This is a genomic window from Streptosporangium sp. NPDC050855, from assembly GCF_044456585.1.
Taxonomy (GTDB): Bacteria; Actinomycetota; Actinomycetes; order Streptosporangiales; family Streptosporangiaceae; genus Streptosporangium; species Streptosporangium longisporum.
In genome coordinates, this window is record NZ_JBITFY010000007.1 from 124,431 (window position 1) to 146,821 (window position 22,391).

General features: G+C 73.1%; 23 protein-coding genes and 1 pseudogene. 10 read left to right on the forward strand and 14 right to left on the reverse strand.

Annotation, left to right across the window (positions count from 1 at the left end; translation table 11 throughout):
- Nucleotides 1–40: 40 nt before the first annotated feature.
- On the reverse strand, nt 41–1,039 hold the full coding sequence (locus tag ACIBCT_RS16260) for a zinc-dependent alcohol dehydrogenase family protein (protein ID WP_399189116.1): 999 nt from the start codon (nt 1,037–1,039) through the stop codon (nt 41–43).
- A gap of 101 nt (nt 1,040–1,140) precedes the next feature.
- Here ACIBCT_RS16260 and ACIBCT_RS16265 point away from each other — a divergent pair, with 101 nt between their 5' ends.
- Complete coding sequence (locus tag ACIBCT_RS16265; protein ID WP_399189118.1) at nt 1,141–2,061, forward strand: AraC family transcriptional regulator; 921 nt, start codon at nt 1,141–1,143, stop codon at nt 2,059–2,061.
- 131 nt (nt 2,062–2,192) lie between these two features.
- On the opposite strand, the gene ptsP is transcribed toward ACIBCT_RS16265, so the two are convergent.
- From ptsP to ACIBCT_RS16315, 10 genes are all read right to left on the reverse strand, one after another.
- Nucleotides 2,193–3,878, reverse strand: coding sequence for a phosphoenolpyruvate--protein phosphotransferase (ptsP, locus tag ACIBCT_RS16270; protein WP_399189121.1), 1,686 nt, complete (start codon nt 3,876–3,878; stop codon nt 2,193–2,195).
- Complete coding sequence (locus tag ACIBCT_RS16275) at nt 3,871–4,191, reverse strand: HPr family phosphocarrier protein (RefSeq protein ID WP_399189123.1); 321 nt, start codon at nt 4,189–4,191, stop codon at nt 3,871–3,873. The genes ptsP and ACIBCT_RS16275 overlap by 8 nt, the downstream gene beginning before the upstream one ends.
- Before the next feature lie 93 nt (nt 4,192–4,284).
- Complete coding sequence (locus ACIBCT_RS16280) at nt 4,285–5,310, reverse strand: zinc-dependent dehydrogenase (RefSeq protein ID WP_399189125.1); 1,026 nt, start codon at nt 5,308–5,310, stop codon at nt 4,285–4,287.
- The gene (locus ACIBCT_RS16285) at nt 5,307–5,765 is read right to left on the reverse strand and encodes a PTS sugar transporter subunit IIA (protein ID WP_399189127.1); all 459 of its coding nucleotides are present in this window, start codon (nt 5,763–5,765) and stop codon (nt 5,307–5,309) included. Before ACIBCT_RS16285 ends, ACIBCT_RS16280 begins: the two co-directional genes overlap by 4 nt.
- On the reverse strand, nt 5,758–6,066 hold the full coding sequence (locus ACIBCT_RS16290; RefSeq protein WP_399189129.1) for a PTS lactose transporter subunit IIB: 309 nt from the start codon (nt 6,064–6,066) through the stop codon (nt 5,758–5,760). The genes ACIBCT_RS16285 and ACIBCT_RS16290 overlap by 8 nt, the downstream gene beginning before the upstream one ends.
- Nucleotides 6,067–6,069: 3 nt before the next feature.
- On the reverse strand, nt 6,070–7,203 hold the full coding sequence (gene mtlA, locus ACIBCT_RS16295) for a mannitol-specific PTS transporter subunit IIC (RefSeq protein ID WP_399189131.1): 1,134 nt from the start codon (nt 7,201–7,203) through the stop codon (nt 6,070–6,072).
- A 62-nt stretch (nt 7,204–7,265) separates the two neighbouring features.
- Nucleotides 7,266–8,207: a 1-phosphofructokinase gene (pfkB, locus tag ACIBCT_RS16300; RefSeq protein WP_399189134.1), complete on the reverse strand. Its 942-nt coding sequence runs from the start codon at nt 8,205–8,207 to the stop codon at nt 7,266–7,268.
- Nucleotides 8,204–8,965, reverse strand: coding sequence for a DeoR/GlpR family DNA-binding transcription regulator (locus ACIBCT_RS16305; protein ID WP_399189136.1), 762 nt, complete (start codon nt 8,963–8,965; stop codon nt 8,204–8,206). The genes pfkB and ACIBCT_RS16305 overlap by 4 nt, the downstream gene beginning before the upstream one ends.
- A gap of 292 nt (nt 8,966–9,257) precedes the next feature.
- Nucleotides 9,258–10,313, reverse strand: coding sequence for a hypothetical protein (locus tag ACIBCT_RS16310; protein ID WP_399189138.1), 1,056 nt, complete (start codon nt 10,311–10,313; stop codon nt 9,258–9,260).
- Between the two features lie 156 nt (nt 10,314–10,469).
- The gene (locus tag ACIBCT_RS16315) at nt 10,470–11,333 is read right to left on the reverse strand and encodes a DUF72 domain-containing protein (RefSeq protein WP_399189140.1); all 864 of its coding nucleotides are present in this window, start codon (nt 11,331–11,333) and stop codon (nt 10,470–10,472) included.
- Between the two features lie 220 nt (nt 11,334–11,553).
- Between ACIBCT_RS16315 and ACIBCT_RS16320 the strand changes: the two genes are divergently transcribed.
- Complete coding sequence (locus ACIBCT_RS16320) at nt 11,554–12,333, forward strand: arylamine N-acetyltransferase (RefSeq protein WP_399189142.1); 780 nt, start codon at nt 11,554–11,556, stop codon at nt 12,331–12,333.
- A 148-nt stretch (nt 12,334–12,481) separates the two neighbouring features.
- Here ACIBCT_RS16320 and ACIBCT_RS16325 read toward each other — a convergent pair whose 3' ends face one another.
- Nucleotides 12,482–13,831: a DUF6891 domain-containing protein gene (locus tag ACIBCT_RS16325; protein ID WP_399189144.1), complete on the reverse strand. Its 1,350-nt coding sequence runs from the start codon at nt 13,829–13,831 to the stop codon at nt 12,482–12,484.
- 157 nt (nt 13,832–13,988) lie between these two features.
- Between ACIBCT_RS16325 and ACIBCT_RS16330 the strand changes: the two genes are divergently transcribed.
- The 8 genes from ACIBCT_RS16330 (at nt 13,989) to ACIBCT_RS16365 (ending at nt 20,460) form a co-directional block, all read left to right on the forward strand.
- A complete protein-coding gene (locus ACIBCT_RS16330; protein ID WP_399189147.1) occupies nt 13,989–14,732 on the forward strand; it encodes an HAD-IA family hydrolase in 744 nt (247 codons plus the stop codon).
- Between the two features lie 120 nt (nt 14,733–14,852).
- Nucleotides 14,853–15,881 (forward strand): alpha/beta fold hydrolase, encoded by a 1,029-nt coding sequence (locus tag ACIBCT_RS16335; RefSeq protein WP_399189149.1) that lies wholly within the window; start codon nt 14,853–14,855, stop codon nt 15,879–15,881.
- 3 nt (nt 15,882–15,884) lie between these two features.
- Complete coding sequence (locus ACIBCT_RS16340) at nt 15,885–16,814, forward strand: alpha/beta hydrolase (RefSeq protein WP_399189151.1); 930 nt, start codon at nt 15,885–15,887, stop codon at nt 16,812–16,814.
- Between the two features lie 48 nt (nt 16,815–16,862).
- Nucleotides 16,863–17,072, forward strand: coding sequence for a hypothetical protein (locus ACIBCT_RS16345; RefSeq protein ID WP_399189153.1), 210 nt, complete (start codon nt 16,863–16,865; stop codon nt 17,070–17,072).
- Nucleotides 17,072–19,030 (forward strand): HEAT repeat domain-containing protein, encoded by a 1,959-nt coding sequence (locus ACIBCT_RS16350; protein WP_399189155.1) that lies wholly within the window; start codon nt 17,072–17,074, stop codon nt 19,028–19,030. Before ACIBCT_RS16345 ends, ACIBCT_RS16350 begins: the two co-directional genes overlap by 1 nt.
- 71 nt (nt 19,031–19,101) lie before the next feature.
- Nucleotides 19,102–19,425: a hypothetical protein gene (locus ACIBCT_RS16355; RefSeq protein ID WP_399189157.1), complete on the forward strand. Its 324-nt coding sequence runs from the start codon at nt 19,102–19,104 to the stop codon at nt 19,423–19,425.
- A 148-nt stretch (nt 19,426–19,573) separates the two neighbouring features.
- The gene (locus tag ACIBCT_RS16360; protein WP_399189159.1) at nt 19,574–19,939 is read left to right on the forward strand and encodes a PadR family transcriptional regulator; all 366 of its coding nucleotides are present in this window, start codon (nt 19,574–19,576) and stop codon (nt 19,937–19,939) included.
- Between the two features lie 35 nt (nt 19,940–19,974).
- Nucleotides 19,975–20,460 (forward strand): hypothetical protein, encoded by a 486-nt coding sequence (locus ACIBCT_RS16365; protein ID WP_399189447.1) that lies wholly within the window; start codon nt 19,975–19,977, stop codon nt 20,458–20,460.
- Nucleotides 20,461–20,574: 114 nt separating this feature from the next.
- On the opposite strand, the pseudogene ACIBCT_RS16370 reads toward ACIBCT_RS16365, so the two are convergent.
- Together ACIBCT_RS16370 and ACIBCT_RS16375 are read right to left on the reverse strand one after the other, a co-directional pair.
- Nucleotides 20,575–20,838: pseudogene (locus tag ACIBCT_RS16370) on the reverse strand (GntR family transcriptional regulator); the annotation flags it as partial.
- A 118-nt stretch (nt 20,839–20,956) separates the two neighbouring features.
- The gene (locus tag ACIBCT_RS16375; protein ID WP_399189161.1) at nt 20,957–22,171 is read right to left on the reverse strand and encodes an acyl-CoA dehydrogenase family protein; all 1,215 of its coding nucleotides are present in this window, start codon (nt 22,169–22,171) and stop codon (nt 20,957–20,959) included.
- Nucleotides 22,172–22,391: the final 220 nt, after the last annotated feature.

Consider the following 22,391-nt stretch of genomic DNA (forward strand, 5'->3'; position numbering starts at 1 on the left):
GCCGGCCGTCACCCGGTCCGCCGTACGCCGGGATCGGCCGTCAGTGCCGTACGGTGACGACGATCTTGCCGAACCGGGTGTTCGACTCCAGGTGGCGGTGGGCCTCGACGATGTCGGCCAGGTCGAACGTGCGTTCGACGACGGGGGCCAGCGTCCCGGCGCGCAGGCCCGCCTCGATGAAGGCCCTGGCGCGCGCCAGGCGCCCGGGGTCGGCGGTGACGAGGTCCACGGTGAAGCCGTGCACGGTCAGCGGCCAGTTCATGGGCAGGGGGGCCGGTCGCGGGTCCAGCCAGCCGTACACGATCAGCAGCCCGTCCGGCGCCACCGCGAGCGCGGTCTCGCTCAGGCCCGGACCGGCGACCGCGTCGAGGACGATGCGCGCACCCCGGCCACCGGTGACCTCCCGCACCCGGCCGGGGAGGTCGCCGCCCTCCCCCTCGACGAGCACGTGGGCCGCTCCCGCCTCCAGCAGCCGGGCGGCCTTGCCCGCGCTCCGGGTGACCGCGACGGGCACGGCCCCCAGCTGCCCTGCGACCTGGATCGCCGCCAGCCCGACCCCGCTGGACGCGGCGTTGATCATCACCGCGTCGCCCGCCCTGAGCCGTCCCACCTCGACCAGCGCGCCGTAGGCGGTCAGGTACGTGGTCCACACGGCCGCGCCGGTGACGGCGTCGATCGTGCCGGGACGGTGCAGGAGCAGGCGTGCCGCGACGTTCACCCGCTCGGCGTACACGCCGTGCCGTGACATCTCCTCGTCGCTGACGACGCACACCGCGTCGCCCGGCGCGAACCCCGTCGTGCCCGGCCCGACCTCCTCGACCGTCCCCGCCGCCTCGAAACCGATCCGGGAGCCGGGCAGCGTGGGTGAGTAGTAGTAGCCACCGGAACGGAACATCGCCTCGGCCCGGTTGATCCCGATGGCCTCGATCCGGACCCTGACCTCGCCCGGCCCGGGCCCGGGGAGCTCGACCTCCTCGATCCTCAGCACGTCGGGACCGCCGAGTTCGTCGAAGCGCACGGTGCGCGCGTATGTCGTCATGCCACGACGCTACGAGACCTCACCGGAGACGCTCCATGCCGCAGGATCTGTCGTTCTTGTCCGTGCGTCTCGTCCGATGGACGAAGGGCTAGGCTCCCGTCATGGACGTGCTGAGCGACGCGATCATGGCCATGCGCACCGGTGTGCCGCACTCCTCGCGCACCTGCCTGCCCGCCCCGTGGGGCCTGCGCTTCGCCCCCTCCGGCGGGGCGGGCTTCCACGTCGTGCTGCAGGGGTCGTGCTGGCTGCTGATGCCGGAGCGGGAGGCGATCCGGCTCACCGTCGGCGACGTGGTGTTCCTGGCCCACGGCCGCGGCCACGTCATCGCCGACGACCCCGCGACACCGCCGGTGGACGTCGTCCAGGACGAGAGCGGGGAGTGGGTGCTGACCGAGGAGGCGCCACCGGGCCCGGGACCGGCCTCCGTGCTGCTGTGCGGCGCCTACCGGCTGAGCCGCGCGCGGGCGCACCCGCTGCTGTCGGGACTGCCCGACCTGGTGCACCTGCCGGCCAGGATCGGCGCGCACCCGGCGCTGCGCGCCACCGTCGACCTGCTGGGCGCCGAACTCGACCAGCCCGGCCCCGGCTCCGGAGCGCTGGTGCCCGCGCTGCTCGACGCGATGCTGCTCTACATCCTGCGGGCCTGGCTGCACGAACACGCCGGACAGGCCGTCACCGGCTGGGCGGCGGCGCTGGCCGACCCGGCGATCGCCGGCGCGCTGCACGCCCTGCACCGCGACCCCGCCCACGCGTGGACCGTGCAGGCGCTCGGCGCCCGGGCCGGGCTGTCGCGGGCGGCCTTCGCCAGGCGGTTCGCGGCCGTCGTGGGGCAGCCGCCGCTGGCGTACCTGACGTGGTGGCGGATGACCGTGGCCGGAAGGCTCCTCGCCACGGGCGAGGCGCCGCTGCGGGTGGTCGCGGAGAGCAGCGGGTACTCCTCGGAGTTCGCCTTCGCCAGGGCGTTCAAGCGGGAGTTCGGCATGTCACCCGGACGGTACCGGCGCACGCGGTCACGGCCGTGACCCGCCTTCTCCTTTTGCGAGGGCGACCTCTTACGACAGCGGCCTCTCGCGGGACCCGGCCTCTCACCGGGGCCGGCCGGGCGCCTGGGGCCGATCCCCGGTCACCGTCGAGGGACCCGGCCGGGCCGCGCTCACCGGTCCCCGGCGACCAGCCTTCTGGCCTGGGCCGGGTCGTCGGCGTCCAGGGCGATCCTGGCGTGTTCGCGGCACCGCGCCAGGGAGTGTGCGGCGAGGCTCTCCCGCACCGCGGGCACGGCGGACGCGGACATCGACAGGCTGGTGACGCCCAGCCCGGCCAGGACGGTCGCCAGGAGCGGGTCCGCGGCCGCCTCCCCGCACACCCCCACGGGTCTGCCCGCCTCCCGCCCGGCCGCCGCGCAGTCCGCGACCAGCCGCAGCAGCGCCGCCTGCCAGGGGTCGAGCAGGTCGGCGAGCTCGCCGTGCTGCCGGTCGGAGGCGAAGGCGTACTGGCTCAGGTCGTTGGTGCCGACGCTCAGGAAGTCCAGCTCGTCCAGCAGGCGCCCGGCGCGCAGCGCGGCGGCGGGGACCTCCACCATCGCCCCGACCCGCGCGATCCCCCGGGCGCGGGCCCGGCCGGCGAAGTCGGCCGCCTCCCCCACCGTCGTCACCATGGGCGCCATCACCCACGGCTCGATCCCGGTCGTCCGGGCGGCCTCGGCGATGGCGTCGAGCTGGGCGTCGAGCACCTCGGGCCTGACCCGCGACACCCGCAGCCCCCGTACGCCCAGGGCCGGGTTGGTCTCCTCGGCCAGGCCCAGGAACGGCAGCGGTTTGTCCGTGCCCGCGTCCAGGGTGCGGATCACGACGTGACCGCCCGGCGCGGCCCGGAGGACCGCCGCGTACGCGGCCACCTGCTCCTCGTGTCCCGGAGCCTCGCGCCGGCCCAGGAAGAGGAACTCGGTGCGGAACAGCCCCACCCCCTCGGCGTCCACCTGCCCGGTTCCCCGCGCCGCGGAGGCGTGGGCCGCGCCCGGTGGTGCGAGGTCGGCGGCCGAGCCGATGTTGAGCAGGAGCCCGACCGGGTGGCCGTCGGCGGTCCGGCCGGGACCGCTGCTCGCGGACGGGCGGCGCCGGGCGTCCTCGGCCCGGCGCTGGATCGCGGCCGCGGCCTCCTCGCCGATCCCGGTCTCCACCTCGCCGCGCAGGCCGTCGACCGACACCCACGTCCCGTCGGGGATCTCGCCCGCGCCCCGGCAGGCCACCACGGCGGGCAGGCCCCGGGCGCGGGCCAGGATGGCGGTGTGGCTGGTCGGGCCTCCCGCGGAGGTGACGAGCGCCAGGACGGAGGCGGGGTCCAGGTTCACCGTGTCGGCCGGGGAAAGGTCCTCGGCGAGCAGGACGAACGGGTGGCCGGGGTCGGGCACTCCGGGGACGGGCAGGCCCAGCACCGTCGCGACGGCCCGGTTGCGGATGTCGTCGAGGTCGGCGGCGCGCTCGGCGAAGTGACCGCCCGCCGCCAGCAGCTCGCCCCGGTGGTGGGCGCAGGCCTCGTCGATGGCGTGCGCCGCGTCCGCCCCCGCCCCGACGGCCGTCTCGACGGACGCGTGCAGGCCGGGGTCGTCGGCGATGAAGGACTGCGCCTCCAGGATGGCCTTCGCCTCGGCACCGGAGGCCTTCTCCGCGCGCGCCGCCAGCTCGGCGGCCGTGGCCCGCAGGGCCCCCAGGGCCCGTTCGAGCTCGGCCCCGGGGTCGGCGACCGGGACGCGGCCCGGCAGCGCGGGCGGACCGGCCATCCGGCACGTCCGCCCGGCAGCCCGCCCGGGGCTCACCCCCAGGCCGGTCAGCGTCTCAGCCATGGACGTTCCCACCGGCGCCCCCACCGGCGCTCCTACCGGGGCTCTCGTCGGCGTCGAGGTCGCGGGCGAGCACCTCGGCCAGCGCGTCGAGCGCCTCGTCGGCGCCCGGCCCCTCCGCGTCGAGCGTGACCGCTGTGCCGTGCGTCGCGCCCAGCGCCAGCACGCCGAGCATGCTGTTGGCCGGTACGGGCGTGCCGTCCCCGACGCGGATCCGCACGGGCGTCCCCTGCCTGGCCGCGGCCTGCACGAAGATCTTCGCGGGCCGGGCGTGCAGACCCGAGCTCGACGCGATGACCACTGTCCTCTCCGGCATCTCCGGTTCTCCTTCTGCGCGTTCTGGAAGCGGTACGTGCGGGTGCGCCGCTCAGGGCTCGACGATCACGGCCCGGTGATCACGGCCCGGTGGTCACGGCTCGATGGTCACCTTGATGGCCTCGCCCCTGCCGACGACGGCGATCCCCTCCAGAACCTCCGCCAGCGGCAGCCGGTGCGTGATCAGGTCGGTGACCGGCACCGAGCCGTCGGCGATCAGTCCCAGGGCCCGCGCGTTGTGCGCGGGGCTGGACCCGTTGGCGCCGACGATCGTCAGCTCCCGGTAGTGGACCAGGTTGGAGTCGCAGCGGATGATCGGGTCGTCCTTGGGCAGGCCGCCGAAGAAGCTGATCCGCCCCTGCCGGGCCGCCATCCGCAGCGCCTGCTCCTGCGCGGCGCCCGAGGCCGCTGCCGTGATGACGACGTCGGCCCCCCTGCCCTCGGTCAGCTTGAGCACCTGCTCCACCACGTCCTCGCCGTGCACGGCCGCGTCCGGGTGGACCAGGCCGGCGGCCATCTCCAGCCGCCCGGCGTTGATGTCGACGAGGACGACGCGCGCGGCGCCCCGCGAGCGCGCCAGACGTACGTGCAGGCAGCCGATCGGGCCCGAGCCCATGACCACCACGTCGTCGCCCTCGCCCACCCGGGCCAGCTCCTGGCCGTTGAGCACGCAGGCCAGCGGCTCGGCCACGGACGCCTCGGCGAAACCGACCCCGTCCGGGATGCGGTTGACGCCGTCGACCGCGAGGACCTTCGCCGGGACGGCCATGTACTCGGCGAAACCGCCGTCGTAGTGGTAGCCCATCGACTCCTGGTTCGGGCAGACGGTCATCCGGCCCCGGCGGCACTCCCGGCACTCACCGCACGGGATGGCGGCGATCACCTGCACCCGGTCCCCCGGCTCCCACGGGCCGGTGCCCTCGACCACCTCACCGGCGATCTCGTGCCCCATCACCCTGGGCGGCCTGATGTGGTGGTGACCGTGCCGGTAGATCTTCGCGTCGGTGCCGCAGGTCGAGCAGTTGCGCACGCGTATCGTGATCTCACCTGGCCCGGCGACCGGTTCCGGCGCCTCCTCGACGCGGATGTCACCGGGGGTGTGGAAACGGGCGACCTTCACAGTGCTTCGTCCTCTTCACTCGGTTGCAGCAGCCGGACCACCTCGGCGACCTCCGTCGCCTCGCGCAGGGCCCGCGCGCGGTCGGGGTCCATCAGGATCCGGGCGAGCTCGGCGAGCAGCCGTACGTGGCCGTCGCCCCTGGCGGCGATGCCGACGCAGACCGTCACCCGCTCGCCGTCCCAGTCCACCCCGCCGGGAAAGCGCAGGACGCTGACGGCGTCGTGCCGGACGGCGTCCTTGGCCGCCGCGGTGCCGTGCGGGATCGCGACCCCCTCGCCGACGTAGGTGGAGATCGAGCGCTCTCGTTCGAGCATGGTGTCGATGTAGGAGCCGTCCACCGCGCCGACCGCGAGCAGTGCCCGCCCGCACTGGCGGATCGCGTCCTCACGGCCGGTGGCCGATGCCGTCAGGTGGACGGCGCGCGGGTCCAGCGGCAGCGGCGCCGTCTCAGGCATCGACGGTGCCGCCGCTCTTGATCGTGCTGACCAGCCTGGTCACCGCCGGGTCCCCGATGAAGACCTGGAAGGGGATCAGCACGGTGTCCGGGACGCTGGCCCTGGCGCGGTTCGCCAGGCCCGCGTGGCAGACCACCACGTCGGCGTCGGCGGGGATCGCGTTGACCGGGGCGTGCTCCACCTGCACGTTGTGGTCCTTGAGCTGCTTGCGGAGCTGGGTGGCGAGCATGACGCTGCTGCCCATGCCCGCGTCGCAGGCTACGACGATCTTGTGGATGTCCTTGCTCTCGATGCTGGCCATCGGTCAGGCCTCCTTGACGACGGGTGCGGTTTCGGGCTCTGCGCGGGTCTGTCCGGGGCTCTCGCCGGGGTTCTCCCCGACCTCGTCCCTCTCGCCCCGGCCGAAGCCGAGGAGCGCCGACGCCACGGCGAAGGAGACGAGGGTCGCGGCCAGGACGCCGGCGAGGACGCCGACCCACCCGCCCCTGGGCGTCACCGCGAGGTAGGCGAAGATGCTGCCGGGCGCCGGCGTGGCCACCAGCCCGGACCCGGTAAGGATGAAGATCATGACGCCGGTGGCGCCGCCCGCGATGACCGCGAGGATCAGGCGGGGCTTCATGAGCACGTACGGGAAGTAGATCTCGTGGATGCCGCCGAAGAACTGGATGATGATCGCGGCGGGGGTGCTGGGGCGGAGCTGGCGAGGGCCGAAGAACAGGTAGGCCAGGAGCAGGCCGAGCCCGGGTCCGGGGTTGGACTCCAGCATGAACAGGATCGACTTGCCCTGCTCGGCCGCCTGCGCCACGCCCAGCGGCCCGAGCACGCCGTGGTTGATGGCGTTGTTCAGGAACAGGACCTTGGCGGGTTCGATCAGTATCGAGGCCAGTGGCAGCAGGTTGTGGCCGATCAGCCAGGCGACCGCGGTGCTCGCGGCGCCGGTGATCTCGGTGACCACCGGGCCGATGGCCTTGAGGCCCAGCAGGGCCATGGCGCCGCCGACGATGCCGGCGGTGAAGTTGTCCACCAGCATCTCGAACCCGGCCCTGGTCCGCTCGACGGTGAAGCCGTCGACCAGCTTGAGGACGAAGGCCGCCAGCGGGCCCATGACCATCGCGCCGAGGAACATCGGCATCTCGGCCCCGACGACCACGCCCATGGTCGCGACGGCGCCCACCACGGCGCCGCGCTGGCCGTGCACCATCCGGCCGCCGGTGTAGCCGATCAGGATGGGCAGCAGCGACTTGATGATCGGGTCGACCAGGGCGGCGAACTCCTTGTTGGGCAGCCAGCCGGTGGGGATGAACAGTGCGGTGATCAGGCCCCAGGCGATGAACGCGCCGATGTTCGGCATGATCATTCCGGCCAGGTACCCGCCGAACCGCTGGATGGTCGCCTTCATCCCCGTCCCTGTGACGGTCGGGGTGTAGTCGGTGCTCATTGTGCTGCTCCTTCCGGGGTGGCCGGGGCTGAGCCGGCCTGGGAGGTGGTACCGCGCCGCCGTCAGCCCCCGGACCGCAGCGGCAGGGCGGGGTCGGCTCTGGTGACGCGGACCTCGTCGCGTCGTATGTGGTGCGGTGACGGCATCCGGCTCCCCGGCAGCCCGACCGCGGCGGTCGCCCAGGCCAGCGCCTCGACCAGGGCGGCCTCGCCCCGTGCCCCGGCGGCCAGGAACCCGGCGAGCATGGCGTCGCCGGCCCCCACGGTGCTGCGCGGCTCGGCGACCGGGCACTCGCCGTACCAGACCTGGTCGTCCTGCAGGAGGATCGCGCCGTCGGCGCCGAGGCTGGCCAGGACGGTGCCCGCCCCGCGCGCCCGCAGGTTCCGGGCGGCGGCGACGGCGTCGCCCAGGGAGGCGATCACCATCCCGGTGGCCTCTCCCAGCTCCTCCCGGTTCGGCTTGACCAGCGCCGGTGCCCCGGCGAGCGCCGAGACGAGCGCGGGGCCGCTGGTGTCGACCGCGACGTTGATGCCCGCGCCGGCGAAGCGGTGGCACAGGCGCGCGTAGACGTCGCTGGGCACCTGGGGCGGGAGGCTGCCGGAGGCGACCACCCAGTCCGCGGAGCTGGCCGCGCCGAGCACGGCCTCGGCGATGGTGTCGAGCTCGGCCGGGGACAGGGCGGTACCCGGCTCGTTGATCTTGGTGACCGTGCCGTCGGGCTCGGCCAGGGAGACGTTGGAGCGGGTGGACCCGGAGACCGGCACGGTGATCATGTCGATGCCCTCGATCGAGAGCAGGCTCACCAGCCTCCGCCCCTCGTCGCCGCCGAACGGGACGACCGCGCAGGAACGGATCCGGTTGGCCAGCAGCGCCCGCGAGACGTTGACGCCCTTGCCGCCCGGGTCCAGGTGGGCGGCGGCGGCACGGATGACGGCCCCGCGGGTCAGCGAGCCGATCTCGATCGTACGGTCCAGGCTGGGGTTGAGGGTGAGGGTGACGATCACGCCCGGACCACCTCCGCCCCGGCCGCGGCCAGCTCGGCCGCGATCCCGGTGTCCAGGCCCGTGTCGCTGATCACCACGTCGATCTCCTGGATCGCGGCGAAGCGCGCCAGGTAGGTGTTGGCGAACTTGGTGTGGTCGGCGAGCAGCACGCAGCGCTGCGCGGCGCGGATCATCGCCCGCTTGATGGCGGCCTCGGCCGGGTCGGGCGTGGTCAGGCCCTTGGCCACCGAGCACCCGTTGGCCGCCATGAAGGCCACGTCCACGTGCAGGTCGGCCAGGGGCCGCAGCGCCCAGTCGTCGACGGTGGCCAGGGTCCGGCCGCGCACCCGCCCGCCCAGCATGATCACTGTCAGGTTGGCGCGGGTGGCCAGCACCGTGGCCAGCGGCGGGGAGTTCACGATCACGGTCAGCTCCCGGTCGATCGGCAGTGCCTGGACCAGCCTGCCGGTCGTCGACCCGGCGTCGATGATGATCGCGCCGTCCTCGGGGAGCTCGGCCAGGGCGGCCTTGGCGATGCGCTCCTTCTCGCCGGTCATCACCTCGTCGCGGGCGGCCAGCTCGGGCTCGAACCCCAGCCGCTCGACCGGTATCGCACCGCCGTGCACGCGCCGCAGCACCCCGGAGCGCTCCAGCGCGGTCAGGTCGCGGCGGATGGTCTCGGTGGTGACGGCGAACTCCTCCGCCAGCGTCACCACGTCCACCCGGCCGACCGTCCGCGCCCGGCGCAGGATCTCCTGCTGCCGTTCCTCGGCGTACATGCTGTTGATTCACCGCCGTTTCCGTGTTGTTTCAGCTTTATCTACACCCGTATGTGTTGGAAGGTCAATGGGTTGATATCGCCGCAAAGCCGGTATAGAACCAAAAAACCCCAGGTCCTTACCCGGGGTTGGAAGAGTGTGGGGGATGTGGACGCCCGGCAGACCGAGATTTTGGAACGCGTTGGAAATCCGTCGCCCACCGGGACCTCCGGGCCGGTACGGCGCGTGATCACGCGCCGCCCGTCCGCCGCCCGTCCGCCGCCCGTCCGCCGCCCGTCCGCCGCCCGGCCGGTCAGTCCTCCTCGGGGCCGAACGGGTCCCAGTCGGTGGCGTAGCGCAGCAGCGAGGCCGCGAGATCCCGGTGCCGGCCGGCCCACACGTCGTCGAAGACGAACCACTGCTGGTGGCCGAAGTGACCGTCCAGGTGGATGGACATCTGCGCCAGGTGCGCGCCGCACTCCAGCAGCGTCCTGGAGGGGTCGCGGCCGCGGCCGAGGTCGCCGCCGGACGCGCTCTCCTCCAGCCGGCCGAGCGCGAACGCGTGGGCCTCCGCGTGCTCGCCGAGCAGCTCGGGCGGAAGCTCCCCGTCGTACGACGGCCAGTGGTTGCACCGGCGCAGCGCCGGGCCGAGGTCGTCGTCCTCGGGCGCCACCAGCGCCCGCAGGACGAGCAGCTCGTGCGGCCACTCCTCGAGGTCCTCGGTCGTGGCGCGCAGGTGCGCCGCCAGCGCGGGCAGCCTGACGCCCGGGAAGGAGAACGGGGGCTGCCAGCAGATGCTCTCGCTGTCGTAGAAGGTCAGCAGGACCGCGTGGGTGGCGACCGCGTCCGGCCCGTGCGAGGCGCCCGCGCCGGACCCACCGGCGGTGCCCGCGTCCGGACCGCGGGTGGTGCCCGCGCCCGTCCCGCCGCCCTCACGGGTGTCGTCGGGCAGCGGCCAGCCGTCGTGCAGCAGGTAGGCCACCCGCTCCGGGTGCCGGGCGGCAAGGGTGTCGTCGAAGAAGAAGTAGGGCAGTTCCACCTCGTCGTCGTCGGTGTGGACCCGCACGCTGTGCTCGTCGACCAGCAGGTCGCCCTCGTGGTACAGGTGCTCGGGCAGCATGCCGGCGAGGTCGCGCCAGGAACGCGGGGCCGGGAGGTGGTGCTCGCGGGCGTCCTCGAAGATCGTGGGGAGGCCGTAGACGTCGCCTCCCAGCTCGGCGGCGACCCAGGCGCGGGCGTCCCCGGCGGGGTCGTCCACGACGGTACGCCAGCCCCGGCGGAACCAGTCGAGCACCGTGGCGTCGGGGAGACGACGGACGCGCTTGCCGAGCGGGCCCTCGTAGTGGGTGCGGTAGACGAAGTGAGTCACGGGGCACCACCATGCCGGACGCCACCGACAGGACACCGGCGGGGTGGATACACGGACGGCCGCCCGTACACGGCCCGCACGCCGGGCACCGCGCCGCACCCCCGCCGGGGCCTGCAGGGTCCCGTGAGGAACCACCGGGAGCGGCGGGCCCGCCGGTCAGAAGAGGGTCAGCGGCTCGTCCGGCAACGGCTCGGACAGCGGTTCGGGCAGCGGCTCCAGCTCCGGCAGGCGGGCCCTCACCTCGTCGTGGAAACGGCGGGCGAGCGTGAGGGCGTCGGCGTTGCCGGGAGTGTGGACGAACATCGTCGGCGAACGGCCCTCGCGCAGCCACCCGGCGACCGTGTCGACCCAGCCCTGCCAGCCCTCGACCGTGCTCTCCGTGTCGTCCCGGCCGAGGTAGCGGACGATCGGCCGGTCGGTGAGCGCGCGGGAGCGGCGGGGCATGCGCGGTTTCCTCGCCCACGCCTCCCGCTCGGCGTCGCTCGCCGGAGGATTCCGGAACAGCACGGTGGTGTCGAACGGGACCCACTCGGCCCCGGCCCCGGAGAGCACCCTCTCCAGAAGCCCTTCGGCCCTGGCGTCCTCGAAGAACGCGGGATGACGTACCTCGACGGCGTACCGGTACGAGCCGGGAAGCCCGCGGAGGAAGGCCGCGAGGACGCCGAGATCGGCCGGGCCGAAGGAGCCCGGAAGCTGCACCCACAGGGCGTGGGCCCGCGGCCCGAGCGGCTCGATCGCCTCCAGGAACGACCGGAGCTCCTCCTCGGCCCCGGTGAGACGACGCCCGTGCGTGATCGTCTTGGGCAGCTTGGCCACGAGCCGGAAGTCAGGATCGGTCTGCCGCGCCCACGACTCCACCGTGCTCCTGGACGGGGACGCGTAGAAGGTCGTGTTGCCCTCCACCGCGTTGCACCAGGTCGCGTAGGCGCGCAGGCGCTCCTCCGGGGGAAGCGGATGGGGCAGGAGGCGTCCCTGCCAGGGTTTGTGCGTCCACATCGCGCACCCCACATGAAGCCGCATGCGCTCGACGCTATCGGACGCCGGAGGTAGCCGCCGCCGGGCCGTCCGGCGAACGGGCCCGGTGAACGGGCCCGGTGAACGGCGGCCCATGACCGAGGGCCGGGCTCCGGGGGCCGGGGGCCGGGGATCGGCGGACCGGTACGGTACGCCGGGAGGAGGCCGCCCGTCCGGCAGGGGTTCGACGGGCACCGGCCCGCGCGGTGCGTGGTTTGCTTGCCTCATGGACGAGTCGCACATCACCCGCTATCTGGAGAGAATCGGCGCGACCCGGCCCGCGGAGCCGGACGCCCAGGGCCTGCGTGCCCTGCAGCTCGCGCACCTGAGGACGGTGCCGTTCGAGAACCTGAGCATCCATCTCGGCGAGCCGGTCCCGCTCGAGTCCGGCGCGCTGTTCGACAAGATCGTCGATCGTCGTCGCGGTGGCTTCTGTTATGAGCTGAACGGGTTGCTCGCCGAGTTGCTGACCGCGCTCGGCTACCGGGTGACGCTGCTGGCCGCCAGGGTCTTCAACGGCCGCACGCCGGGTCCGCTGTTCGATCATCTGGCGCTCCGCGTCGATCTCGACGAACCGTGGCTCGTCGACGTCGGTTTCGGTGATTTCGCCGACGAGCCGCTGCGGCTCGACGAGCGCGCCGAGCAGGAGGACGGCGGCGGGACGTTCCGGATCGCGCCCGCGCCCGGGGCCGCCGGTGAGCACGGTGACCTCGACGTCACGCACCGGGGCGAGCAGGGCTACCGGCTGACCGCGCGGCCGTACGAGCTGGTGGACTTCGTGCCGACCTGCTGGTGGCAGACGACCTCTCCGGAGTCGCACTTCACCCGGTCACCGGTCTGCTCGATCCGTACCGCCGAGGGCCGGACCACCATCAGCGGCCGCAAGTTGATCCGCACCGCGCACGGCGAGCGCACCGAACGCGTCCTCGAGGAGGGCGAGCTCCTTCCCGCCTACCTGGAGCACTTCGGGATCACGCTCGACCGGGTCCCGTCCACCGGGACATGACCCCCATGGAGCGCCTGCCCCGAAGGTCCCCGGTCAGGTCGCCGGTCAGGTCGCCGGGCCGGAGCCGGGCCGTGACGAGGATACGGGCGAGCGGGCGTCACCGGCACGGCACCCCGCCGGCCGTCCGTGACCACCGTCACGACCAGCGTCACGACCACCGTACGGTCTCCAGCCCGCCCAGCTCCTCCAGCCCGGACCGGCCCTCCCGCGCCAGGATCGTGATCATCTCTCCTGCCTCGGCCAGGGAGACGAACCGTCCCCGCGAGCACCGCGCGGCCACGTCCGGGGACTCCGCCCACAGCCGTGGCCCCTCCTCCCAGGCGAACTGGACGATCACCCCCGAGCGGGCCTTGAAGACGGCGAAGTTCTCGGTGCGAGGCGGCAGCCGTACCAGCAGGTCGCGGCACTCCTCGACCGTCATCGGCACCGGCGCCTCGTCGTCACGGCCGCCGTGGCGGTGGAAGGTGACCTCCAGGTCCACGGCCTCCACGGCCTCCACGACCTCCTCGGCCACGAGGTCGGCGGGGTCGGCGGGGTCGGCGGGGTCGGCGGGGTCGGCGGGGTCGGCGGCCGGCCGCTCCCCCGCCGGAAACACAGGAAACACAGGAAACACAGGAAACACAGCCAGGGCCGTCAGGGCTCGCGACGCCCGTTCCCGGGGAACGTCGACGGCCGTCACCGTGCCGTCGGCGGTGCGCAGGACCCCCCGGAGCCGGTCCCAGTCCCGGTGCAGCGTCAGCTCGTTCCCGTGATCGTCCGACAGCAGCAGCCGTACCCCTGTCGGCAGCCAGGGCAACTCGAAGCGGGCCAGCGGCAGGAGCGCGACCTCGGCCGGTTCTCCGGTCATCGGGTACGGCCCGCCGGGCCACGCGTCCAGCGGCCGCACCCTCACGCGCGTGTCAGGGGAGGAGGACCCGCCGAGGTGTGCGGCCAGGCGGCCCCGGCGACGGCGCCGCCAGACGATCGGGAGGCGGATCCGCTTCCCGGCGTCGCCGCTCCAGTCGGCCTCCAGGCCGTGACGACGCAGGACGGCGACGGCGTCGTGCCCGACCGTCGTGGTGCCGGCCGCGTCGGTGCCGCCGAAGGCCAGGAACAGATCGCCTCCCCGTGCGGCGTGCTCGGCGTCCTGCCGGTGGTAGAAGACGTAGCCGCGGGCGCCCTCCTGGGCGCGCACCTCCGCCCCGATCTCCGCCACCCCGCAGGTCTGGCAGCAGGTGTGGTCCTCCCGTGCCACGATCCCGGTCAGGTCGAGGTCACGGAACGCGGCGGCCAGCCGGTCGCAGTCGGTGACGGCGGGCCAGGTCCGCTGCTCCCGCAGGTGGCGGGCGAGCTCCTCGTCGGCGAACCGGCCGGCGAGCTCGGCGACGGCGTGCGGGTCCTCTTCCTCCTCCCGGTTCTCCAGGGCCTCGGCGACCATCCCCCGGTGGTCGAGGGTGCCGAGCGCGACGGCCACCCGGATCCACCCGGCGAGTTCGGCCCGCACGTCCTCATCGATCATCCGCCGATTATCGTCGACGGACGAACCGGTCCTCACCGGGACGACACCATCGGCCGCGGGAGGCTCCGGTGATCGCGTACGGGCACGCGCTCCCCGCCGCGCCCCGGCGTGCCGACGAACCGGATGAACAAGACGAACGAGATGAACGGGAGGATCGGTGGAACCGTCCTACGACGCGGTGCTGTGCGACTTCGACGGCGTGATCCGTCACCACGACACCGGTGCGGTGAACGACCTCGAACGTGCCTGCGGCCTGGCCGAGGGCACCACGCTGGGGATCGCGCTGGCGCCCGGGCTGCTGGATCCCGTCAGCCGAGGGAAGATCACCGTCGACGAGTGGACGGCCTCGATCGTCACCGAGCTGGAGCGCCTGCTCGGTGACGGCGAGCGGGCCGCGGCGCTGGGACGGGCGTTCACCGAGGCCGGCGCCCACCTCGACGAGGAGATCCTCGGCCTGCTGCGCCGGGTCCAGGCACGGGTGCCGGTGGTGCTGGTGACCAACGCGACGGTCCAGCTGGAGGAGGACCTCCGGGCACTGGGCCTGGCGTACGCCTTCGACGAGGTCGTCAGCAGTGCCCGGGTCGGGGCGGTCAAGCCCGAGCGGCGGATCTACGAGATCGCGGCGGAGCGGGCGGGTGCGGCCGCCGCGCGGTGCCTGTTCGTGGACGACCGCCGGGAGAACGTCGAGGCCGCCCGCGCGCTCGGCATGACCGGCGTGCTCTATCGCGAGGTCGCGGACCTGCGCGAGGCGCTGGCCCCGCTGCTGGACGGGGAACACGGTCACGCGATGGACGGGGAACGCAGTCTTGCAGCGGACGGGAACCACGGTCTCGCGGCGGACGGGGACCACGGTCTCGCGGCCGAAGGGCACCGCGCCGGTCCTTCGCCGTCCACGACATGATCGTCGGGGAGGGCGGCACCGTTCCCGTCGCCGGATGCCCTTCCGACCGACATATGTTCGGTGGAAAAGGTGGCGTCCGGTCACATTGCCCGGTGAAACGCACCTGCCAGGATGCCTTGCATGAAACTCACCGCGCGTGGCCTCCGGCAGAACCTGCTGGTCCGCGGACCGATCGACGGCCCGCCCGTGTTGCTCGTCCACGGCAACTGCTCCTCGGGGGCGTTCTGGGAGCCGCTGGTACGGCTGCTGCCCGAGCACTGGCGCATCGTCGCCCCGGACCTGCGCGGATACGGTGAGACCGAGACGGCCCCCGTCGACGCCACCCGGGGGCTGCGCGACTTCTCCGACGACCTGATCGCGCTGCTGGACGCCGAGGAGGTCTTCCCCGCGGGCACGCGCCCGGTGGTGGTCGGGCACTCGATGGGGTGCGGCGTGGCGATGCACCTGCTGATCGACGCCCCAGAGCGGGTCGCGGCGCTGGTGCTGGAGGCGCCGCTGTCACCGTACGGCCTGGGTGTGGGCGGGGCGGGCGCGGCGAACCCCGACTTCGTGGCACGCCTGGCGGCCGGTGACCGTACCGCCGACGCCCCGGCCAGTCCCCGGACGATCCTGCGGACCTGTTACGTGGCCGACCCGGCGAGCCTCGGCGCGGACGAGGAGATGCTGCTGGACACCGTGCTGTCCACCGCGACCGGCGAGGGCAACTACCCCGGTGACGCGGTCGCCTCCGAGGAGTGGCCCGGCGCCGCCCCCGGCAGGCGCGGCGTGCTCAACGCCATGGCCCCGCGCTGGTTCAACGTCGCCGACGACCTGGTCGCGGTCCCGGCCAAACCCGCGGTGACCTGGGTGCGCGGCGACGGCGACGTGATCGTCTCGGACGCGTCGCTGTTCGACCTGGCCAACCTCGGCAGCCTCGGCCTGGTGCCCGGCTGGCCGGGTGAGGAGCGCTGCCCGCCGCAGCCGATGATCGCCCAGACCCGGGAGGTCCTGGAGCGGTACGCCGAGGCCGGGGGCTCCTACGAGGAGATCGTCTACACCGGGGTGGGACACAGCCCGCACATCGAACGCGCCTCCGACTTCGCCGGCGTGCTGCGCCGCGTCGTGGAGGGCGTCCAGAGCGGTGCCGCGAGCGGCACGGCGGGACGGTAGCCGGTGCCGGACCACGGACAGGAGCCGGGCCACCGGCGAGAGGACGTCCCCGTCCGGGGCGGTCATCTCCGGGTCGGCGTGTGGGGGGAGCGGGGACCCCTGGTCGTGGCCGCCCACGGCATCACCTCCTCGCACCTGGCCTGGACGCTGATCGGCCCGGATCTGGGACGCGACCACCGCTTCGTCGCGGTGGACCTGCGCGGCCGGGGAGGCAGCAGGGACCTGCCCGCGCCGTACGGCATGGCGGCGCACGCCGAGGACCTGGCCCGGGTGATCGTCCATTACGGGGGCGGGCCCGCCGTGCTGGCCGGGCACTCGATGGGCGGGTTCGTGGTGGCCGAGGTCGCCCGGCGCCACCCGGGACTGGTCGAGCGGCTGGTCCTGGTGGACGGCGGCGCGCCCCTGCCCCTGCCTCCCGGCGCGGGCGACGTGCCCGAGGCGATCGAGCGCACCACGGGACCGGTGCTGGCGCGCCTGCGGCGGACCTTCGCGAGCCGCGCCGAGTACCGTGACCTGTGGCGCGCGCACCCGGCGTTCGCCGACTGGACCGAGGCGTGCGCGGCCTACGCCGACTACGACCTGGTCGAGGTGACGGACGCCTCCCCGCCCGGCCGTGACGCGGCGGGTACGGGAGGGCGGTTCGTGGCGGCGTGCCGCATCGAGGCCGCGCTCGCCGACGCCCCCGAGGTGTACGCGCTGCCCGGCGTGCGCCCGCGGCCCCTTCCGGTGCCCGTGGTGTTCCTGCGCGCGGCCCGGGGCATGCTCGACGAACCCGGCGCCCCCCTGTACTCCCCTGGCAGGGCCGCCGAGTGGCTGCCCGGCACCGCCGAGACCACGGTGGAGGGCGTCAACCACTACACGATCACGCTCGGCCCCGCCGGTGCCGCGGCGGTCGCCGACGCCGTCCGGCGGACCCGCGTGCCCGCGCCCTGACCTCCCCGATTCAAGCGGCCGTCAAGTCCCGGCCCCTAGGCTTCCCGCATGATCACGCCTACCTGCACCGGGTCGACGCGACCGTGCGCGATCGACGACCTCGGCCTGCGGCTGCAGGTGCTCCTCGACGGCCACGCCGGGCGGCACCTGCTCGGGGACCTGCGCGAGTCGGCGCGGATCTGCTGCGAGACGCACAGCGTCCCGCTCCCGCGACCGGGGCGGGGCGACCTCACCGCGGCCGCCCGTACCCGGCCGTGATGGAGGGCCTCGACCAGATCCCGTGGCACGACCTGCGGCACAACGAGGGGACCGCCTCCGACGTGCCCGCCCTGCTGCGCGCCCTCACCCGGGCGCACGAGGCGTCCGAGGCCCTGGAGGACCTGAGCAGTCTGCTGTTCCACACGGGTGACCGGATCTGCACGGCCTCGGCGGCGGCCACACCGTTCCTCGTCGACCTGGCCACGGACCCGGACGTCACGGTACGGGCTCGGATCGTCATGAGCCTGGCGGAGAACGCGTGCGAGGCCGAGCTCTGCGGCGGCCGGCACCTCCTCGATCCGGCCTGGTCCCCGGCGTGGGCGGCGGCCGTACTCGAACTCGTCCGGCTGCTCGACGACGAGGACGTCGAGGTACGGCGGGCGACCGCGTACGCCCTGGCCTACGCGGGCCCGCGCGCCGATGCGGTGCTTCCCGCGCTTCTCACCCGTTTTCCCGCCGAAACGGATCCGGCGACGCGCCGGAACCTGGTGCTCACGGTGGCCCGGCTGACCGAGTACGAACCGTCCGGATGGCTCGCCGCGCTGCGGGACGACCCGGACCCCCGGATACGGCTGGCCGCGACGTTCAGCGGCGGCTGGACGGTCTCCGACCCCGGCACCGTCATCGACGCCATCGCTCTGGAGGACGTCTCCTCCTGGGAGTGCAGCCCCTGGGTTCAGGCCGCACCCGACTCGACGATCTGCTGGGTGGACCGCGAACTCGCCGACGACGTCATGGCGCGTGTCCGGTTCGCCTTCACGATGCTCGCCCACCCCGACCCGGAGTACCGGACAGGGGGCATCAAGGCCGCCGCCCGCGTCGTGAGCGGCCGGCGGTCCGCCCTGACGGAGATCGGCCCGCTGCTGGCCGGGTACATGGACGACCCTTCCGAGGTCGTCCGTGCCTTCGCCGTCCATCTGGTCGTGGCCGGTGGATCGGCGCCCGCGCACCTCGACCGGCTGGCCGGCCTCCTCGGCCACCCGGCACCGCCGCCGCCCGGCCGGATGGACCGGCACATCGGCGACCTGGCGTTGTGGGGCCTGTCCTGGGCGGGTGACCGGCGCGCCCAGGCCGGCCTGCTCGACCGGCTCACCGGCTCGTGGCCGAGGTGGCCGACGGACGGCGTCCGCTACGACGAGTCCTCGTACGGGATCGACCCTCCGGGCCTCGACGAGCTGCTCATCCCGCTGGACGGATGGTCCCAGGAACTACTCCCCGCCATTCGCGCCATCCTGTCGAAGACCTGGTCCAGCGAGGTGCAGATCCCCCTGACGCGGACGCTGGCCCGATGGGGTCCCGCCGCGACCCCCGCCGTACCCGAGTTGATCCGCGTGCTGCGGATCGGCTCCCGCCGATGGGCCGCGACCGCGCTCGGCGTCATCGGCCCGGACGCCGCCCCGGCCGTGGAGTCTCTGCTCGACCTCCTCCGGCACGACGGATCGGGTCCCGGTGGGCGCCCGCTGTGGAACGACGAACGCGTCGAGATCGCCTGGGCGCTCTGGCGGGTCACCGGCGACACCGGCCCCGTACTGGACGTGTTCGGCCAGGTGCCGTGGGCGACGCTGGACCACCGGGCGATACGGCGGATCGCCGACCTCGGCCCTCCGGCCGCCCGCCATCAGGACGCCCTCCACGAGACATCGGTCTCCACCGACGACCGCAAGCGGGTGGAGGCCGTCCACGCCCTCTGGCGGATCACCGGGGACGAGCGTGACGCGGTCCGGGTGCTGACCCGGGTCGTCGAACCGCTCGCCGAGGGCAGGGCCCTGCCGGTCATGCGGACCGCGACCCGCTACCTCGCCGAGATCGGCCCGCCCGCCGCCGCGGCGATCCCGGTCCTGCGGGCGGCACTGGCCCTCGACCGGCGGCTCACCGACCACGGCGGCTGGCGCGCCTTCGACGAGGACCGGCGCCAGCGCGACCTCGCACGAGACGCCCTCCGGCGCATCTGCCCGTAGGAGATCCGCCCACCACCCGTGCGGCAGGCCCGGGGGCCGATGACGGCACGGGACGTCCGGGTGCGATGCGGGTGGAGGATGTGGATGGATCGGCGCCGCAGGGCGGCATGATCGGAGGGGTGATGAACGACGACGCGAGCCGGCAACCGGACTGGGAGAAGATCAGCCGACAGTTCGAGGAGGGGATGGCCCAGTTCGCCAAGGCGTCAGCGCAGGCCGGCCATGTCCTCGCGGTCCAAGGTGCGATGGGGTGGGCCTACCGGGGGGACCTGGAAAAGACCCGCGAGGTCCTGGCGGAGATGAGCCCCGAGCAGGTCGCCGAAGTGTCCGCCGCGGCCTCGTTGCTCGGCTCGGTCTGCGACGAGGAGCTGTTGCGCAGAGGACGCGAGGAGTGAGCCCCGGTCCGCTCCTGGTGTCGGCCTGCGTCCGGCTCGGCATGGGCGATGCCCCCGGATCACGCTCCGGCCGATGAGCGACCCGAGAGGTCGCAGATCGGAGCGACGAGGGACGCCCGCTCTTATTTTGAATAGGTGAGATAAGAGCATGGCAGAGATCAAACGCGTCACCCAGCCGACGCTGGACGTCCTGGAGGTGCTGCTCCGCGCCCACCAGGAGGACACACCGATCCACGGCTGGGCGATCATGAAGGAGGTCAAGCGCTCCGGCCCGACCGTCTACAACGTGCTCGACCGACTCGAAGACGCAGGATGGATCACCGGGGAGTGGGAAGAGGCCCCGGCCGCGGAGAACCGGCCACGCCGCCGCCTCTACCAGCTGATCGGCGCCCGCGTTCCCGAGGCCCGCACACTGCTCGCCGAACGACGGCCACCCACGTTCCAGATCAAGCCAGTGTTCGAATTCCTCCGGCTCGACCGGGTACGCGCCCTGCTCATCGGCGGCGGCCGGTGAGTACGGGAGAAATCATCATCGGCATCGTCATCGGATTGCTGATCAACGAAACCTGCGACATTTCTCCCTGGGCAGCCAGGAAGATCGTCATCTGGTCGGTGCGACTCCGATACGGGAAGTCGCAGCGTGCGGAGATCCGCGCCGAGGAACACGTCGCGCTGATCAACGACCGCCCCGGGAAGCTGTTCAAGCTGATAATGTCGCCCGGGTTCGCCTACGGAGCAGTCTCAGTCCAAGCGAGGCGGCTAGCCCGCCGGATGATTTTTCATCTCATCATAGGTTTTTCAGAAGCCGCCAAGAAGTCCGACTCGCTCAAGGACCTGGCAAGCGAAGCGAGACAAAGCGCAGCGGAAACGGCGGTGGAGCAGTTTGCACCGTCGGAGGTGAGGCCACCAATGACAGGGAGCCGCATAAGTTACCCCGCGTACACCCCGGAGGAAACGAGGGAGGCCGTGGAGGGGGCTCGCGAACGTCAGGACAGGGACGACGCCCCGGCCAGCCGAGCCGGCGGCGCCCGGTGAGAGCGCCTCGACCCGGGCAAGCCACTCCGACAGGTCCTGCACGGTGGCGCACGACCCCGCGAGCTCGTCGGTCGGCAGAGCCGGGACCACGACATCTTTACGGACGAACACGCTTTTGCCCTGCCGTCTGACGACCAGTCCCTCACGACGAAGGACGTCGGCCGCCATCTTGACCATGTCAGCGGAGCAGTTGAAATGCCGACCGAGCTGCGCGATCGACGGCAATGCCTCACCGGGAGCGAGAGTGCTGCGGCGGCTCTGCCCACACAGGTCGCCGGCGATCTGAAGACAAAGCAATCCCGCCCATTTCAAGCGGCCTTTGATTGAACGGCATGATCTAATCAGAATCCATTGTACGCCCCATGAATCCGATTTCACTTACATAAAGGATCAAGCGAAGCAGACGCATGACCTATTTACTTCCAATCAGGTCGATTCCACATTAAAGTCCAATCAAACCTGGTGGCCACAGCATTCCGCATGAAGTGCGGAAACATCACCGCACCGGCAGCCCGGTGACCGCGCGGCCGATGATCAGGCGCTGGATCTCGCTCGTGCCCTCGAAGATGGTGTAGATCTTGGCGTCGCGGTGGAAGCGTTCGACCGGGTGCTCGCGGGTGTAGCCGGCGCCGCCGAGGATCTGGATGGCGCGGTCGGTGACCCAGACCGCGGTCTCGCCCGCGACCAGCTTGGACATCGACCCCTCGGCCTGGCCGAAGGCGCGGTCGTTGCGGGCCATCCAGGCGGCGCGCCAGGTCATCAGGCGGGCGATGTCCACCCGGGTGGCCATGTCGGCCAGCATGAAGGCGATGGCCTGGTTCTCGCCGATCTTGCGGCCGAACTGCTCGCGCTCGCGCGCGTAGTCGCGGGCGTACTCGTACGCGGCGCGGGCGATGCCGACGGCCATGGCCGCCACCGAGGGGCGGGTGGTCTCGAAGGTCCGCAGCGCGCCCTGCTCCCCGGCCCGCTCACCGGCGCGGACGCGGGCGAGCCTGGCCTCCAGCTTCTCCTCGCCGCCGAGCAGGCACGAGGACGGCAGGCGGACGTCGTCCAGGACCACCTCGGCGGTGTGCGAGGCGCGGATGCCGTGCTTCTTGAACTTCTGCCCCATCGACAGGCCGGGGGTGCCGGGCGGCACGACGAAGGACGCCTGGCCGCGGGTGCCCAGCGCGGGGTCGACGGAGGCGACGATGACGTGGACGTCGGCGATGCCGCCGTTGGTGGCCCAGGTCTTCACGCCGTTCAGGACCCAGTCGCCGCCCGAGCGGACGGCCCGGGTGCGGATGGCGCCGATGTCGGAGCCGGCGTCGGGCTCGGAGGCGCAGAACGCCCCCAGCTTGACGTCACCGGGGGTGCCGAACATCTGCGGGAGCCACTCCCCCAGCTGCTCGGGGGTGCCGTTGGCCGACAGGGCGGCGGCGGCCAGGCCGGTTCCGGTGATGGACAGGCCGATGCCCGCGTCCCCCCAGAAGAGCTCCTCGAAGGCGACGGCCAGGCCGAGCCCGCTCGGCTCGAACCACTGCTGGGCGAAGAAGTCGAGGGAGTAGAGCCCGATCCGCGCGGCCTCCTCGATGACGGGCCAGGGGGTCTCCTCGCGCTCGTCCCACTCGGCACCGGCCGGACGGACGACCGAACGGGCGAAGTCGTGCACCCAGTCGCGTACCTCGCGCACGTCGTCGCTCAGCTCCGGGCAGAAGCCGCTCTCGCTCATCGTCCGCTCCTCCTCGACGTGCGTTACCACCGGTAACACCGGTACTTTACCGATGCCCAAGGCGTCCCGTGTGCCGGGAAGCGGATATGTTGTCCGGTTTCCCGGGTGGTCCACCGGTGCCGGACGGGGTGGTCCTCCGCGGGGACGGCCGGGCCGACAGGACAGGCGGGCCAGTGGGTCAGCGGGACGGCCGGGCCGACAGGACGGGCGGGCCAGCGGG

What these genes read in the sequence shown, in the direction of transcription:
- ACIBCT_RS16260 (WP_399189116.1), bottom strand. Translation starts at nt 1,039, where the DNA reads ATGACGACATACGCGCGCACCGTGCGCTTCGACGAACTCGGCGGTCCC.
- ACIBCT_RS16265 (WP_399189118.1), top strand. Translation starts at nt 1,141, where the DNA reads ATGGACGTGCTGAGCGACGCGATCATGGCCATGCGCACCGGTGTGCCG.
- ptsP (WP_399189121.1), bottom strand. Translation starts at nt 3,878, where the DNA reads ATGGCTGAGACGCTGACCGGCCTGGGGGTGAGCCCCGGGCGGGCTGCC.
- ACIBCT_RS16275 (WP_399189123.1), bottom strand. Translation starts at nt 4,191, where the DNA reads ATGCCGGAGAGGACAGTGGTCATCGCGTCGAGCTCGGGTCTGCACGCC.
- ACIBCT_RS16285 (WP_399189127.1), bottom strand. Translation starts at nt 5,765, where the DNA reads ATGCCTGAGACGGCGCCGCTGCCGCTGGACCCGCGCGCCGTCCACCTG.
- ACIBCT_RS16290 (WP_399189129.1), bottom strand. Translation starts at nt 6,066, where the DNA reads ATGGCCAGCATCGAGAGCAAGGACATCCACAAGATCGTCGTAGCCTGC.
- mtlA (WP_399189131.1), bottom strand. Translation starts at nt 7,203, where the DNA reads ATGAGCACCGACTACACCCCGACCGTCACAGGGACGGGGATGAAGGCG.
- ACIBCT_RS16305 (WP_399189136.1), bottom strand. Translation starts at nt 8,965, where the DNA reads ATGTACGCCGAGGAACGGCAGCAGGAGATCCTGCGCCGGGCGCGGACG.
- ACIBCT_RS16315 (WP_399189140.1), bottom strand. Translation starts at nt 11,333, where the DNA reads ATGCGGCTTCATGTGGGGTGCGCGATGTGGACGCACAAACCCTGGCAG.
- ACIBCT_RS16320 (WP_399189142.1), top strand. Translation starts at nt 11,554, where the DNA reads ATGGACGAGTCGCACATCACCCGCTATCTGGAGAGAATCGGCGCGACC.
- ACIBCT_RS16325 (WP_399189144.1), bottom strand. Translation starts at nt 13,831, where the DNA reads ATGATCGATGAGGACGTGCGGGCCGAACTCGCCGGGTGGATCCGGGTG.
- ACIBCT_RS16335 (WP_399189149.1), top strand. Translation starts at nt 14,853, where the DNA reads ATGAAACTCACCGCGCGTGGCCTCCGGCAGAACCTGCTGGTCCGCGGA.
- ACIBCT_RS16345 (WP_399189153.1), top strand. Translation starts at nt 16,863, where the DNA reads ATGATCACGCCTACCTGCACCGGGTCGACGCGACCGTGCGCGATCGAC.
- ACIBCT_RS16350 (WP_399189155.1), top strand. Translation starts at nt 17,072, where the DNA reads ATGGAGGGCCTCGACCAGATCCCGTGGCACGACCTGCGGCACAACGAG.
- ACIBCT_RS16360 (WP_399189159.1), top strand. Translation starts at nt 19,574, where the DNA reads ATGGCAGAGATCAAACGCGTCACCCAGCCGACGCTGGACGTCCTGGAG.
- ACIBCT_RS16375 (WP_399189161.1), bottom strand. Translation starts at nt 22,171, where the DNA reads ATGAGCGAGAGCGGCTTCTGCCCGGAGCTGAGCGACGACGTGCGCGAG.